The sequence below is a fragment of the Mycobacterium sp. 852002-50816_SCH5313054-b genome (assembly GCF_001667185.1).
Classification (GTDB): Bacteria; Actinomycetota; Actinomycetes; order Mycobacteriales; family Mycobacteriaceae; genus Mycobacterium.
The window spans coordinates 39,617-53,376 of sequence record NZ_LZIC01000097.1 but is presented as its reverse complement, the minus strand read 5'-3'; the positions used below and the strand labels follow the sequence as shown (position 1 = coordinate 53,376).

The window sequence follows — 13,760 nt, the reverse complement described above, 5'->3', positions numbered from 1 at the left end:
CGACCGGCGTAGCGTGCAGGCCAACGAGAGGTCAGGTGATTGCATGACGCCGAAGCGCCCACTGAAGGTCGCGATCATCGGCGCCGGGATGTCCGGCATATGCATGGCCGCCAAACTGCAGGACGCCGGCATCGACTCGTTCACCATTTTCGAGAAAGCCGACGACGTCGGAGGCACCTGGCGCGACAACACGTATCCCGGGCTCACCTGCGACGTGCCGTCGCGCTATTACTCTTACTCGTTCCGGCCGAACCCCGGCTGGTCGCACTGGCTGCCGCCGGGCCCGGAGATCCATGCGTATTTCCAGCGGGTGGCAGAGGAACGGGGCATCCGTTCGCACATCCGGTTCGGTACCGCCGTCACCGCAGCCCGATACGACGATGGGCGTTGGCGGCTGACCACCCCCGACGGCGAGGAGACTTTCGACGTCCTCGTCACCGCGACCGGCGTCCTGCGAGTGCCTCGCTATCCGGAGATCCCCGGGCGGGACACGTTCGCCGGACCGGCATTTCATTCCGCCCGCTGGGACCACTCCGTTTCGCTGCCGGACAAGAGGATCGGTTTGATCGGCACCGGCTCGACCGGCGTGCAGATCACCGCGGAACTCGGCGGCAAGGTGCGGCAATTGAAGATCTTTCAGCGCACCGCCCAGTGGATCTACCCGCTGCCTAACCCGCGCTACTCCAAGCTGACCCAAGCGGCGCTAGCCCGGTGGCCCGCGCTGAACGGTGTGCCGTATCGCTTCTGGGGATTTTTCGTCCGGTATGTGTTGGGCCGTGCGCCGATCCGCCCGGGGTGGCAGCGCCGACTGGTGCAGGCCGAATGTCACTTGAACCTGCGGCTTTCGGTGCGCGACCCGGAACTGCGGGCCAAGCTCACCCCCACCTACCAACCGATGTGCAAGCGGCAGGTCATGGCGGGCCATTTCTACCGTTCCGTGCAAAAGCCCGGCGTCGAGGTGGTCACCGAGCCGATCGACCACATCGAGCCCCGCGGCATCGTCACCGCCGACGGCAACCTGCACGAAGTGGACCTGCTGGTCTTTGCCACCGGCTTCGACGCCCGCGCCTACGTGCGCCCATTGGAGGTGATCGGGGAGGGCGGCCTCACCCTGGACGAGGCCTGGGCGGACGGCCCGATCGCGTACCGGTCCGTCGCGGTGCCGGGGTTCCCGAATCTGTTCATGCTAATGGGCCCGCATTCACCGATCGGCAACCAGTCACTGGTACCGATCGCCGAGGACCAGGCCGACTACGTGATGTGGTGGATCAAGCAGTTGCGCGACGGCGTGGTGCGCGCCGCGGCGCCGACGGAAGCCGCCACCAAGGAGTACAACGAGAGCATGAAAGCCGCGATGCCGCAGACGATTTGGGTCACCGGGTGCAGCAGTTGGTACCTCGGCAAGGATGGCTTGCCCGAGCTGTTCCCGTGGGCACCGGAGACCCATCGTGAGCTCTTGCGCGAACCCCGGCTCGCCGATTTCGACGTGCGTACCACCTGAGCGTCAGGACGTTCCCGTCCGCCGCGCGTAATCCTGGCGCTTGTCGGTTTCCAGGTCGCTGGTGAAGACGCGGTCCGTGCCCACGGCGCGCCCGATCGCCTCCGCCATGCCTTGCGGCATCAGTCGCTGCGCCGACGCCATGATGCCCATCGAACGCGGAACGACCACGCGCCGTTTCGGTTTGGCGATCACGCCGACGACGGCCCGGGCGACGTCTTCCGGCTCGGCGTTCCTGAAGCCCCGGGCGTGCCCGACACCCGCGATCATTTCGGTGTTGGTCAGGGTCGGCATGATCGTCGAAAAGTGGACGCCGCGGCCACGGTTCTCCATGCGAACCGAGTCGGTGTACCCGAGCACCGCGTGCTTGGTGGCGCAATAGGTGGCGATCCCGGCGCACGGCAGCACGCTACCCATCGACCCGATGTTGACGATGTGACCGCGCCCGCGCGGCATCATCCGTTGCGCGGCCAGCTTGGTGCCCAGGATGACGCCGCCGATGTTGACGTCGAGCACCCGCTGGGTGATGTCGTCGGGCTCGTCGACCGCGCTGCCCGCGGCGATGACCCCGGCGTTGTTCACCAGCACGTCAAGGGGGCCCAGCTCGTCCTCGACGGCGTCGAGAAAGCCGGCGAAGGATGCGCGGTCCGTCACGTCCAATCGGCGGCACACGGTCAGCCCCAACCGGGTGCCGGCCTCCCGCACGGCCGCCTCGTCGATGTCCCCGATGGCGACTTTGGCGCCCGATCCATGCAGCGCCGTGGCGATGGCCAGGCCGATCCCTCGGGCACCGCCGGTGACGGCCACTGTTTTTCCGGAGACGTTCATCACCACAGTGTTGCGCCAAGCGTGCATCCACGGTGATGTTCGCGCGAATTTCCGCGCCGGTATACGTTCGGCGCGATTGGATCCACGTCACCCCGGGCACACTCGTTCCCGTGAGGACGGAGGAATACGCCCCGGGGCGTTCGGTCGACGTGTTCGGCGACTCATCCCAGCCCACGGTCTTGCTGTGGCACGGCATGCAGACCGACGCCCGCGCCGCCGTCCGCCCCCTGGCCGGCATGCTCGCCGACCGCGGCGCGGCGGTGGTGGCGCCCGATTGGAATTCGCACGCCGACGACGGCGGACGCGCTGACCTGTTGCGATCGCTCGACTTCGCCCGCAACTTCGCAACCGACGCCGCCCTCGTGCTCGCCGGGTGGTCGCTGGGCGGGTGCGCCGCCGCGGGTCTGACGCTCGATGCCGCGCGCTTCGACCTCACCCTGGCGCATACGGTCTGCCTGGCCGGCGCCTTCATGGTCCCCGATCCGATCTCCGGTCGGCCGCCGAGCGACATGCTGTCCGCCGACCGCATCGGTGCGCCGTTCACATTGCTGCACGGCCTCGCCGACGACGCCGTGCCGGTGGCCGCGAGCAGGGCCTTCGCCGCCGACCTCCTGCGGATCGGTTGGCCCGTCGAGCTGGTGGAGCTGAGCGCCGAGCACGGCTCGATCGCCGGCGCCGACTACGACCCGGTCGCGGACCGCTACGAGCCCGCGCGGGGCGGACGGGGGCTCGAGGTGGCCGGCGAGGTCGCCGCTCGCATCGCGGCGACCCTGCGGTACGAATGATGGGTGGCTGAGCCGACCATCCTGCTGCTGTCGACGTCCGATACGGACCTGATCAGCGCCCGTTCCAGCGGCAAGAACTATCGGTGGGCCAACCCGTCCCGCCTGTCCGATGAGGAACTACCGGACCTGCTCGCCGGTGCGGAGGTCGTGGTGGTCCGCATCCTCGGCGGATACCGCGCCTGGCAGAGCGGCATCGACACCGTGATCGCCAGCGGCGTCCCGACGGTGCTGGTCAGCGGCGAACAGGCCGCCGACGCCGAACTGACCGGCCTGTCCACCCTGGCCGCCGGCATCGCGGTGCAGGCGCACATCTACCTGGCCCACGGCGGCGTGGACAACCTGGGTCAGCTGCACGCCTTCCTCTCCGACACGGTCCTGATGACCGGCTTCGGGTTCGCCCCGCCGGAGGTGACCCCGACCTGGGGTGAGCTGGACCGGCCGGGTACCAAGCACACCGACGGCCCCACCATCGCGGTGCTCTACTACCGCGCCCAGCAGCTGGCCGGCAACACCGCCTACATCGAGTCGCTGTGCCAGGCGATCGAAGACGCCGGCGGGCGCGCGCTGCCGGTCTACTGCGCCTCGCTGCGCACGGCCGAACCCGAACTGCTGCACCGACTCGGCGACGCCGACGCCATGGTCGTCACCGTGCTGGCCGCCGGGGGGCTGCGGCCCTCGACGGTGGCGGCCGGCGGTCAGGATGACACCTGGAACGTCGAACACCTTGCGGCCCTGGATATCCCGATCCTGCAGGGCCTGTGCCTGACCAGCGCCCGCGATCAATGGCGCGACAACGACGACGGCGTTAGCCCGCTCGACGTGGCCAGCCAGGTGGCGGTGCCCGAGTTCGACGGCCGCATCATCACGGTCCCGTTCTCGTTCAAGGAGATTGACGACGACGGGCTGATCTCCTACGTGGCCGACCCGGAACGCTGCGCGCGCGTCGCGGGCCTGGCGCTCCGGCACGCGCGGCTGCGCCACGTCGCGCCCTCCGACAAGCGGGTGGCACTCGTCTTTTCGGCGTATCCCACCAAGCACGCCCGCATCGGCAACGCCGTCGGACTGGACACGCCGGCCAGCGCGGTCGCGCTGCTGCGCGCGATGCGCGAACGCGGCTATCAGGTTGGCGACCTGCCCGGTGTCGAGGCCGGCGACGGCGACGCCCTGATCCACGCGCTCATCGAACGCGGCGGCCAAGACCCCGACTGGCTCACCGACGGCCAGCTGGCCGGCAACCCGGTCCGGGTGTCCGCCAAGGACTACCGGGCCTGGTTCGCGACCCTGCCCGCCGAACTCACCAGCGCCGTGCAGACGCATTGGGGCCCGCCGCCCGGCGAGTTGTTCGTCGACCGCAGCCGCGACCCCGACGGTGAAATCGTCATCGCCGCAATGCAAGCGGGCAACCTGGTCCTGATGGTGCAGCCGCCACGCGGCTTCGGGGAGAACCCGGTCGCCATCTACCACGACCCGGACCTGCCGCCCAGCCACCACTACCTGGCCGCCTACCACTGGCTGGATGCCGGGTTTCACGCCGACGCGGTCGTCCACCTCGGTAAGCACGGCAACCTCGAATGGCTCCCCGGCAAGACGTTGGGCATGTCGGCGGCCTGCGGGCCCGACGCCGCGCTGGGCAACCTGCCCCTGATCTACCCGTTCCTGGTCAACGACCCCGGCGAGGGCACCCAGGCCAAGCGGCGCGCGCACGCCGTGCTCGTGGACCACCTCATCCCGCCGATGGCGCGCGCCGAAACCTACGGCGACATCGCGCGTTTGGAGCAGCTGCTCGACGAGCACGCGAACGTGGCCGCACTGGATCCCGGCAAGCTGCCCGCCATCCGTCAGCAGATCTGGACGCTGATCCGCGCCGCCAAGATGGACCACGACCTCGGGCTGACCGAACGGCCCGCCGAGGACGCGTTCGACGACATGATCCTGCACGTCGACGGGTGGCTCTGCGAGATCAAGGACGTGCAGATCCGCGACGGGCTGCATATCCTCGGGCAAAAGCCAACGGGCGGGCCCGAACTCGATCTCGTGCTGGCCATCCTGCGGGCGCGGCAGCTGTTCGGCGGCGAGCTCGCCCTCCCCGGACTGCGGCAGGCCTTGGGTCTGGCCGAGGACGGCACCGACGAACGGTCGTCGGTCGACCGCGCCGAGGCCGCGGCCCGGGAATTGGTCGGGGCGCTGCAGGCCACCGGCTGGGATCCCGGCGCCGCCGATGGGCTCACCGACGACGCCGACGTGGCCGCGGTGCTGCGGTTCGCGGCCACCGAGGTGGTGCCCCGGCTGGCCGGGACCGCCGCCGAAATCGACCAGGTGCTGCGGGCGCTGGATGGGCGGTTCATCCCCGCGGGCCCGTCGGGGTCACCGCTGCGCGGCCTGGTCAACGTCCTGCCCACCGGGCGCAACTTCTACTCCGTCGACCCCAAGGCCGTCCCGTCCCGGCTGGCCTGGGAAGCCGGTGTGGCCCTCGCGGATTCGCTGTTGACCCGGTACCGAACCGACCACGGGCAATGGCCGCAATCGGTGGGCCTGTCGGTGTGGGGCACCTCGGCGATGCGCACCGCCGGCGACGACATCGCCGAAGTCCTTGCGCTGCTGGGCGTCCGGCCGGTCTGGGACGATGCGTCGCGGCGCGTCGTCGGCCTGACGCCGATTCCGCTGCCCGAGCTCGGGCGCCCGCGCATCGACGTGACGGTGCGGATCTCGGGGTTCTTCCGGGACGCCTTCCCGCACGTCGTCACCATGCTCGACGACGCGGTGCGACTGGTCGCCGACCTCGACGAACCCGCCGACGACAACTACGTGCGCGCGCACGCCCAGGCCGACCTGGCCCAGCACGGCGACCAGCGCCGCTCCACCACGAGGATCTTCGGGTCCAAGCCGGGAACCTACGGCGCCGGGCTGCTGCAACTGATCGACAGCCGCAATTGGCGTGACGACGCCGACCTCGCGCAGGTGTACACCGCCTGGGGCGGATTCGCCTACGGGCGTGACCTGGACGGGCGCGAGGCCGTCGACGACATGAACCGCCAGTACCGGCGGATTGCGGTGGCCGCCAAGAACACCGACACCCGCGAGCACGACATCGCCGACTCCGACGACTACTTCCAGTACCACGGTGGGATGGTCGCCACGGTGCGCGCGCTGACCGGTCAGGCGCCCGCCGCCTACATCGGCGACAACACCCGGCCCGACGCCATCCGCACCCGCACGCTGTCGGAGGAGACCACCCGGGTGTTCCGCGCCCGCGTGGTCAACCCGCGCTGGATGGCGGCGATGCGCCGGCACGGCTACAAGGGCGCGTTCGAGATGGCGGCGACGGTGGACTACCTGTTCGGCTACGACGCCACCGCGGGGGTGATGGCCGACTGGATGTATGAGCAACTGACCGAGAGCTACGTGCTGGACGCCGAGAACCGCAAATTCATGGCGGAATCCAACCCGTGGGCGCTGCACGGCATGGCCGAACGGCTGCTCGAGGCCGCGGGCCGCGGCATGTGGGCGCAGCCGCAACCGGAAACGCTCTCTCGCCTGCGTCAGGCGCTGCTCGAGACCGAGGGCGAGCTGGAAGGCTGACCGCCGTAAGTTGGCGAGCAGACGCAGAATCGCATAAACAAGACTATTCTCGTGCGATTCTGTGTCTGCTCGCCGGTGTCAGTCCGTGAAGTCGATCCGGACGCTGATCGGGTCGGACTGCAGGGCGCGGAAAGTTGCGGCGACGACCGGTGACAGCAGCCGCGATGTCGCGAAGGTGCTGGCCCGCTTCGCCGGATCGTCATCGGGTTCGAACCGGGCGATGCCGGAACGCCACCGGTTCCGTTGGCGGATGAGCACTTTAGGGTCGTCCGCGATGTTCAGGGCCCACCCGGAGCGTCGCCCGTGCTGGGAAATCACCCAGGCGCCTTCATCGTCGAAGTTGGCCGAAACCGGAACGCGGCGACGGGCCCCGGATTTCCGTCCGGTCGTTTCGAGTTCGGTCGCGAACGTCGTCCGGATGCCGAGGCGACCGAGCAAAGCCACGGCGGGATTGGCGAGGTAGCGACCGATCAGGCGCTCCCTGCGGAACTTCCGGACGGCCTGCCGGGTGGTGCTGGGGTCAGCCGCGTCGCTCGACATCGCAAGCCTCCGGTCCTGTCGAGGTAGATCGATCGGTCTACCAGTTCGAGGCCAATCTAGTAGAATAATCGGTCTACCGCAAGTGGGTGCTGAACGGGAGTGTGAGGACGGTCGATGTCTGCACGGGAGCGCTTGATTACCAGCGCAATTGCGCTGGTTCGTACCGCCGGGGTCGCCGGCGCGAGCGTGTCGGCGCTGCTCGACCACTCCGGCCTGGCGCGCCGCACGCTCTATCTGAACTTCCCGGGCGGCAAACCAGAACTCGTGCAGGCGGCCACCGACGCCGCCGGCGCCGAGCTCACCGCCGTCCTCGAGGCCAGCGTCCAAGACGCCGATCCGGCGCGCGCGGTGGCGGCCTTCCTGCAGAGGTGGGAAGCGATGCTGGCCGACAGTGACTACTCGGCGGGCTGCCCGATCGTCGCGGCGACGCTGGGCCGCGCGGAGGCGCCCGGCGCCGCCGACTCCGCGGCCGCGGCTTTCAGCACATGGGAGGGCCTGCTGGCCCAGCTCCTCCGCGAAGCCGGCGTCGAGCGATCGGCGGCCGCCGATCTGGCCACCACCGCGGTTGCCGCGGTGGAGGGCGCGGTCATCCTGTCCGTGGCGCAACGGTCGCCGACCCCACTGCGACGGGTAAGGCGGGTGCTCTCCGCCCAATTTCCGTCGGTTAAGCCTGTCAGATGAAGTCCGACCCGCCGTCGACGTTGACGGTGGCGCCCGTGACGTAACCGTTCCGCCGCGACGCCAGATAGGCGGTAATCGACGCGACCTCTTGGGGAAGTCCGGCGCGACCCAGGTCGCAGGGCTGGTGAAAGTTGTTGTCGATCCAGGTCATGACGTCCACCGGGTTGGTGGCGTCGAGGCCGTCGGCGGCGAGGATGTCTTTGAGTACCTCGGTGAAGCTGGCAGTGACGATGGTCCCGGGACACACGCAATTGACCAGGATGCCGTCTTTGGCAAGGCTTTTGGACAAGTTCTTGGTGATGCTGGCCAAGGCCGCCTTCGAGGCCGTGTACGCGACGATGCGCGGGTTCTGCCGCTGGATCGAGTGCGCCGACAGCGTCACGATGCGCGCCCAATCCGCCGAACGCAGCAACGGCAGGGCGGAGCGGATCGATCGCACGGCGGACATCGTGCCGAGCGCAAAGGCGTCGCTCCATTGCGCGTCGTCCAGCTGCTCGAAATACCCGTCACCCGGTCCTATCGTGTGGACGAGACTATTGAGTCCGCCCCAACGCTCGGCGATCGCGGCGAAGCCATCCGCGATGGACGCGGCATCGGCCATGTCCACGCTGATGCCCACAGCATCCGGGGCCCCCGCCTCGCGCAGTGAGGTGACAGCGGCATCCAGCGCTCCTTGGCCTCGGGCCATCACCGCCACGCTGGCTCCCTCGGCCGCAAGGGTTTCGGCGATAGCCAGCCCCATACCCTTGCTGCCGCCCGTGACCACGGCGGTCGATCCCGCGAAGCCCAGGTCCATTCGTGTCTCCCTCCGGTTTGTGGTGCGGTTGGCTAAACCTGGGCGATCGCTTTTGCCGTCACGCCCAGGCCGCCCAAGCAGAAACGGAGCGCGCGTTGGCGGACGCTGTCGCGGTCACAATCGCCGGTCGCCCATTGCCGTTCGATGGCCGCCCACACCACGGCGTGGATGGCCTGCGCGTCGGTCACCGGATCGATGTGACGGAATACCGCGCGCTGCAGGCCGCGTTCAAGCGCTTCGCCCAGCGGCTTGAGCAACTGCTCGTAGGCCGGCTGAACGAGTTCGGGGGAGGCGAACATCTGGGATTGGGCCTCCATCGACACCCGGCGCAAGTCGGATTTGATGTGGTCGTCGAACGCCAGGTCGAGTCGTCCGTCGATCCACGCCGCCACCGCGCCGATCTCCGTGGTGGCGGCAGCCATTCGCCGGCGCAGTCGCCGTTCCTCGACCCGCGCCATTTCGAGAAAGAGCGCGGCCACGAGTGCGTCCTTGGACTCGAAATGCCGATAGAACGCGCGGGTGCCCAAAGACGCGCGTTCGAGAACCGCGGCGATGCTGAGGCCGCGGACTCCCTGCTCCCGCACCGCCGTCGACGCGGCGGCCAGAATCTCGCGGCGCACCGTCGGGTCTGGAGGAAGTTTGTCGCGTCGGCGCGTGCGAGGGGTGCTCACGGGGTCAGGCCGTCGCATCGTAGGCGGCGAGGTAGTCCGCAAACCGCTCACGAACACCCTCGGGGGTCAGGCCGTAGTCGGCCAGCTCATAGTCGTGGGTGCCGCGCGAGCCCGGTCGGTGTCCTTGCGCCCATCGTCTGACCGCATCCAACGTGGCGTCGGTGAAGGTCAAACCCAAAGACTCGTAACTGGTTTGCAGGGTGCGTACCGGATCAGTCTGCAAGTCGGCGAAGGAGACGTCGGCGAATCGGTCATCGCCCATGCGGTGACGGAAATCCATTGCCCGCCGCACACCTTCGACCCAGCTGTCGAGTTGCTCGGCGCCAAGCTCCCTGGCGTCGTTACGGTCGCTGCTCCAACTGCGCACGTACTGGATGAGGCTGCACACCGAGCCCATCACCATGGCTGGATCGCGGTGGCTCCACAAGAATTTGGCGTTCGGGTAGGCCTCGACGAGCGCGTCGAGGGCGAACATGTGCACGGGCGTCTTGAGGTGCCACAGAACCGGTGGGCAGTGCCATTGCAAGAGCTTGAGCACCCGCCGGTGAAACGTGTACGTCCCGCGCATGTCGCAATCCATCAGCCACGCCAGATACCGGGGAGCGCGGACGGCGCCGTCGAAGTGGAAGGTGCGAAAGCTCATTCCCATCAAGTCCTGGCATTCGGTCGGTGCCGTGGGCTCGGAGTTGTACAGCGTTTTCATCAGTGGAAACATGTCGTCGAGCATCTTCAGGCCGGCCTCGGCCTGCGCGATTCGCGGGTCGCTGTGCTCGGTGGCCGACTCCGGCGGCGGGGTCGGTGCCTGGGACTCCCACATGCGCAACGACCGGAACTGGGGGTCGGCCGCCACCAGTTGGCTGAGCGCGGTGGTCCCGGTCCGGGGTAACCCGATGACGAAGACGGGTCCGCCGACCACTTGGTCGTCGATCTCGGGGTGCCGAGCGTAGGCCTCTTCGACCTTGAGGCGCTGGATCAGGGCGTTGCTGACGGTGGCGTGCTGGATGACCCGGCCCGTGTCGTTGAGGTCGGCCTCGGTGTTCAGGGCTTCGACGATGCGTTCGAGGCCCTCGCGGTAGTAGGGCGAACCGAAGTCATCGAGACCGGTTGCGGCGCAGGCACCTTCCTCGAGCTCGTCAGCGTCGAAGGTCATCGTCCGAACCTTTCACGCACGGCGCGGCGGCGGGCCGCGAGGATGGATTTCCGCTCGTCGGGGGTGACCAACGTTGTGTCCGAGGGCAATTGCGCCACAACTTCGGCGACGGGCACGACTCGCGTCGTCGGCGTCGGCGCCGTTGTGGTGCGCACACAGCGCAGGATGATGGGACCGTTGCTGTGGCCGGCGGTGTCGAGCCAATTCGCGACCCCGGGATCCTCCGCGCACAACACCACGCGCACGAGGCCATCGGAATCCACCGCCGCCTGATGGGCGTTCAGGCTGGATTGGTGGCGGCCGTAGTGGATGGTTTCCCACCACGGGTTGCCGATGGAGTAGCTCCAGTAGATCCCTTCCGGCGGTTCCACTTCGACGATGAGCGCCTCGCCGGGGTTCAGCTCCCACCGGCCGATCACCGGCCTGTTCTCCGCGGCGGCTCCGATATCGGTGCGATCGACGGGTGGCAGGAACCCGTTCGTCGGGGCCGCCGCACCGAACTGCAAGAAGAACGCCAGGTTTTCCTCGACGAAGTCGCCGAGGGCGACCAGTTGCCTCGTCACCGCCCGGTCCGTATCGACCTGCCGGCCGGTGGCCTCCGCCGCGTGGCCGAGCCGCGCGATGCGCAGCGACGACGCCACCTCGGTGTCCCAGTCGTAGAAGAAGTGCCGCACCGTCAGCGTGGGATGCTCGCCGTCGATACGCATCCAATTGCCCGCCTGCTCAGTGGCTGACAGCACCACCTCGAAGTTTCCGTCGGCATCGATTTCGAGTTCGTCGACCAGTGCGTTCGCCGTTGCCGCGATGCCGTTCATCGTCTGCAGCCCGACGTAGCGGGCGGTGCCGCGATTGCCGAACAGTCGGTAACTGTGGCCGCCGCGCAGCACCGCACGCGCGTAAATGCAGTCCGGACACTCCATCCCCCAGGTCACGACGTCGTCGGTGCTGGTGCGTTGCACGGCCAGGATCGGATCCCGGTCGAACCGCAGCACCTCATCGATACCAGCGGTGAGCAGTACCAGCAGATGCCGGAATCCGGCGGCGAGGTCGATTCGATTTCGACTCGCCGACTCGGATTCCACGACCCGCGCGGCCTCGCGGAGCCTCTCTAGCAGGTGTGACCACGCCTGTGCCAGGTCGATGTCGCCGGGGTCACCGGACAGCGCAGCTTCGGCAATCGAAAACGGCAACCACGCCATCGGCTTCCTCGGGTCGCTCACATATCCCCGTTTCGGTCGTTGCTACGGAGCCCTTAAATGAAAACTGGGTTTACGTTTAACGCCCGCTGACTATCGCAGCCCATGGACGCGAATGTCAACGCCGCATCCGCTCAGCGGTAGGTTGACACCGTGACACCCACCTTCGCCGACCTCGCCAAGTCGCAGTACATCCTGCTGACCACCTTCACCAAAGACGGAAAGCCGAAGCCGGTTCCCATCTGGGCCGCGGCCGACGGCGACCGGCTGCTCGTGATCACCGAAGCAAAATCGTGGAAGGTCAAGCGGATCCGCAACACGCCGCGAGTGACGCTGGCCACCTGCACCATGCGCGGCCGCCCGACCAGCGAGGCCGTCGAGGGCACCGCGGGCATCCTCGACACGTCGGAAACCGCCGCCGTCTACGACGCGATCGGCAAGCGGTACGGCATCGTGGGCAAGGTCTTCAACTTCGCCAGCAAGCTGCGCGGGGGCATGCAGAACAACGTCGGCCTCGAGCTGAAAGTGGCCGCAAGCTAGAACAAATGGGCACCGTACTGATCCCGATTCCGGATCGCGACTTCGACCCGACCGAGGTCGCCGTCAGCTGGCGCGTGCTCACCCGGAACGGGCATCGGGTGGTCTTCGCCACCGAAAGCGGCACCCCCGGCGTCGCCGACGACATCATGGTGACCGGTCGCGGCCTGGACGTCTGGTCGAGGCTGCCCGTGGTGGGCGCCGTGCCGCTCGTCGGGCTGGCGCTGCGGGCCAACAAGGACGGCCGCGGCGCGTACCGGGACATGGCGGCATCGGCCGAATACCGGCATCCGGCCAGCTGGTCGCGGGCCGGGCTCGACGGCATCGACGCGCTGCTGCTGCCGGGCGGCCACCGCGCCCGCGGAATGCGGGGCTACGTCGACAGCGACACACTGCAGCGGCTCGTCGTGGACGCCTTCGCCCGCGGGCTGGTCGTGGCCGCGATCTGTCACGGCGTGCTGCTCGCCGCGCGCAGCGTCGATCCCGCCACCGGTCGCTCGGTGCTCTACGGGCGCAAGACCACGGCGTTGACCTGGGCGATGGAGCGCACCGCCTGGAATCTCACCCGCCTCACCCGATTCTGGGATCGCAACTACTACCGGACCTATACCGAGGAGCCCGGCCAGCCCGGTGGGTACATGTCCGTGCAGTCGGAAGTCACTCGCGCCCTTGCGGATCCGGCCGATTTCTGCGACGTGGAGCGCGGCTCGCCGCACCGGTGGCTCAAGTCATCGGGGATGGTGCGTGATACCGCCGCCGACTCGCGCCCCGCATTCGTCGTCGACGACGGCAGCTACGTGTCGGCGCGCTGGCCAGGCGACACGCACACGTTCGCGACCGTCGTATCGCGAAAGCTGAAGTAACCAGCGGTTTTTCAGTGCTGGGTCAGGATCCCGTAGCGTTGCCACCACTGGTACAGGCTGTCGAGGTTGGGCCCGCCGTTGACGGTGGCCAACAGCAGCTGGGCGTCGCGGGTCCAGGCGATGTTGGCGCGGTCCGCGACGCTGCCGCAGACCACCTTGCCGCCGATCTGGCTGGGGTTGGACCCATAGCTCCAGGTGCCGGGCAACGGGAAGGTGTTGTCGGCCGGGCACGCTGAGACCAGCATGCCGCTGGCGGTCGTCTGGAAATCGCCGGTCAGCGCGTCCAGGTCGTCGTAGAGGGTGAACCGCGCGTACGTCGGGGTGCCCGAGTCGGCGCTTTGGCTGCAGTCCAGGCTGGCGACGGCGGTCGGGAACGGGTCGGTGGCCCGCGCGCACGCTGCGGCGGTGTAGCCCGGCGGCAGTAACCCCAGGATCTGTTGCTCGGACGGGCTGAAGTTCTTAGCCGAACCAGCCTGGGACGCAACCGTTCTCGCGGCGCCCTGGGTGGGCGCACGGGCGTCTCGGTTCCAGAGGGCGAAGCGTCCGAGGCCGATCAGGACGGCAAGCACAAGCAGCGCCGCGCCGAGGCCCACCCATAGGGCGCGTCGCCGAATCGCCAACCCGCGCATCGTCGTA

Annotated in this window: 13 protein-coding genes; 6 read left to right on the top strand and 7 right to left on the bottom strand. The window is 68.4% G+C overall.

Annotated elements, in window-relative coordinates; genetic code table 11:
- Positions 1-43 precede the first annotated feature (43 nt).
- Positions 44-1,501, top strand: coding sequence for an NAD(P)/FAD-dependent oxidoreductase (locus A5787_RS19155; RefSeq protein WP_066969831.1), 1,458 nt, complete (start codon positions 44-46; stop codon positions 1,499-1,501).
- Positions 1,502-1,504: 3 nt separating this feature from the next.
- On the opposite strand, the gene A5787_RS19150 is transcribed toward A5787_RS19155, so the two are convergent.
- Complete coding sequence (locus tag A5787_RS19150; RefSeq protein ID WP_231994064.1) at positions 1,505-2,326, bottom strand: SDR family oxidoreductase; 822 nt, start codon at positions 2,324-2,326, stop codon at positions 1,505-1,507.
- A gap of 110 nt (positions 2,327-2,436) precedes the next feature.
- Here A5787_RS19150 and A5787_RS19145 point away from each other — a divergent pair, with 110 nt between their 5' ends.
- Positions 2,437-3,111 (top strand): S9 family peptidase, encoded by a 675-nt coding sequence (locus A5787_RS19145; protein ID WP_066969891.1) that lies wholly within the window; start codon positions 2,437-2,439, stop codon positions 3,109-3,111.
- 3 nt (positions 3,112-3,114) lie between these two features.
- On the top strand, positions 3,115-6,690 hold the full coding sequence (gene cobN / locus A5787_RS19140) for a cobaltochelatase subunit CobN (RefSeq protein WP_066969823.1): 3,576 nt from the start codon (positions 3,115-3,117) through the stop codon (positions 6,688-6,690).
- Positions 6,691-6,768: 78 nt separating this feature from the next.
- Here the strand turns inward: cobN and A5787_RS19135 are convergent, their stop codons facing one another.
- Complete coding sequence (locus tag A5787_RS19135) at positions 6,769-7,230, bottom strand: nitroreductase/quinone reductase family protein (RefSeq protein ID WP_066969821.1); 462 nt, start codon at positions 7,228-7,230, stop codon at positions 6,769-6,771.
- A gap of 114 nt (positions 7,231-7,344) precedes the next feature.
- Between A5787_RS19135 and A5787_RS19130 the strand changes: the two genes are divergently transcribed.
- Entirely contained in the window at positions 7,345-7,911 is a 567-nt protein-coding gene (locus A5787_RS19130) for a TetR/AcrR family transcriptional regulator (protein ID WP_066969819.1), read from the top strand.
- On the opposite strand, the gene A5787_RS19125 is transcribed toward A5787_RS19130, so the two are convergent.
- The 4 genes from A5787_RS19125 to A5787_RS19110 are packed head-to-tail and all read right to left on the bottom strand — an operon-like array spanning position 7,904 to position 11,748.
- Positions 7,904-8,707, bottom strand: coding sequence for an SDR family NAD(P)-dependent oxidoreductase (locus tag A5787_RS19125; protein ID WP_066969817.1), 804 nt, complete (start codon positions 8,705-8,707; stop codon positions 7,904-7,906). The two genes, A5787_RS19130 and A5787_RS19125, sit on opposite strands and share 8 nt — an antisense overlap.
- Before the next feature lie 32 nt (positions 8,708-8,739).
- Entirely contained in the window at positions 8,740-9,378 is a 639-nt protein-coding gene (locus A5787_RS19120) for a TetR/AcrR family transcriptional regulator (protein WP_369829143.1), read from the bottom strand.
- Between the two features lie 4 nt (positions 9,379-9,382).
- Complete coding sequence (locus tag A5787_RS19115) at positions 9,383-10,528, bottom strand: sulfotransferase (RefSeq protein WP_066969812.1); 1,146 nt, start codon at positions 10,526-10,528, stop codon at positions 9,383-9,385.
- The gene (locus A5787_RS19110) at positions 10,525-11,748 is read right to left on the bottom strand and encodes a hypothetical protein (RefSeq protein WP_197507273.1); all 1,224 of its coding nucleotides are present in this window, start codon (positions 11,746-11,748) and stop codon (positions 10,525-10,527) included. Before A5787_RS19110 ends, A5787_RS19115 begins: the two co-directional genes overlap by 4 nt.
- 129 nt (positions 11,749-11,877) lie before the next feature.
- Between A5787_RS19110 and A5787_RS19105 the strand changes: the two genes are divergently transcribed.
- Positions 11,878-12,264 (top strand): PPOX class F420-dependent oxidoreductase, encoded by a 387-nt coding sequence (locus tag A5787_RS19105; RefSeq protein WP_066969808.1) that lies wholly within the window; start codon positions 11,878-11,880, stop codon positions 12,262-12,264.
- Between the two features lie 5 nt (positions 12,265-12,269).
- Positions 12,270-13,124 carry a type 1 glutamine amidotransferase domain-containing protein gene (locus tag A5787_RS19100; RefSeq protein ID WP_066969807.1) on the top strand — a complete coding sequence of 285 codons (855 nt, stop codon included), beginning with the start codon at positions 12,270-12,272 and terminating at the stop codon, positions 13,122-13,124.
- A gap of 11 nt (positions 13,125-13,135) precedes the next feature.
- On the opposite strand, the gene A5787_RS19095 is transcribed toward A5787_RS19100, so the two are convergent.
- On the bottom strand, positions 13,136-13,753 hold the full coding sequence (locus A5787_RS19095) for a hypothetical protein (RefSeq protein WP_156764022.1): 618 nt from the start codon (positions 13,751-13,753) through the stop codon (positions 13,136-13,138).
- Between the last annotated feature and the right edge of the window lie 7 nt (positions 13,754-13,760).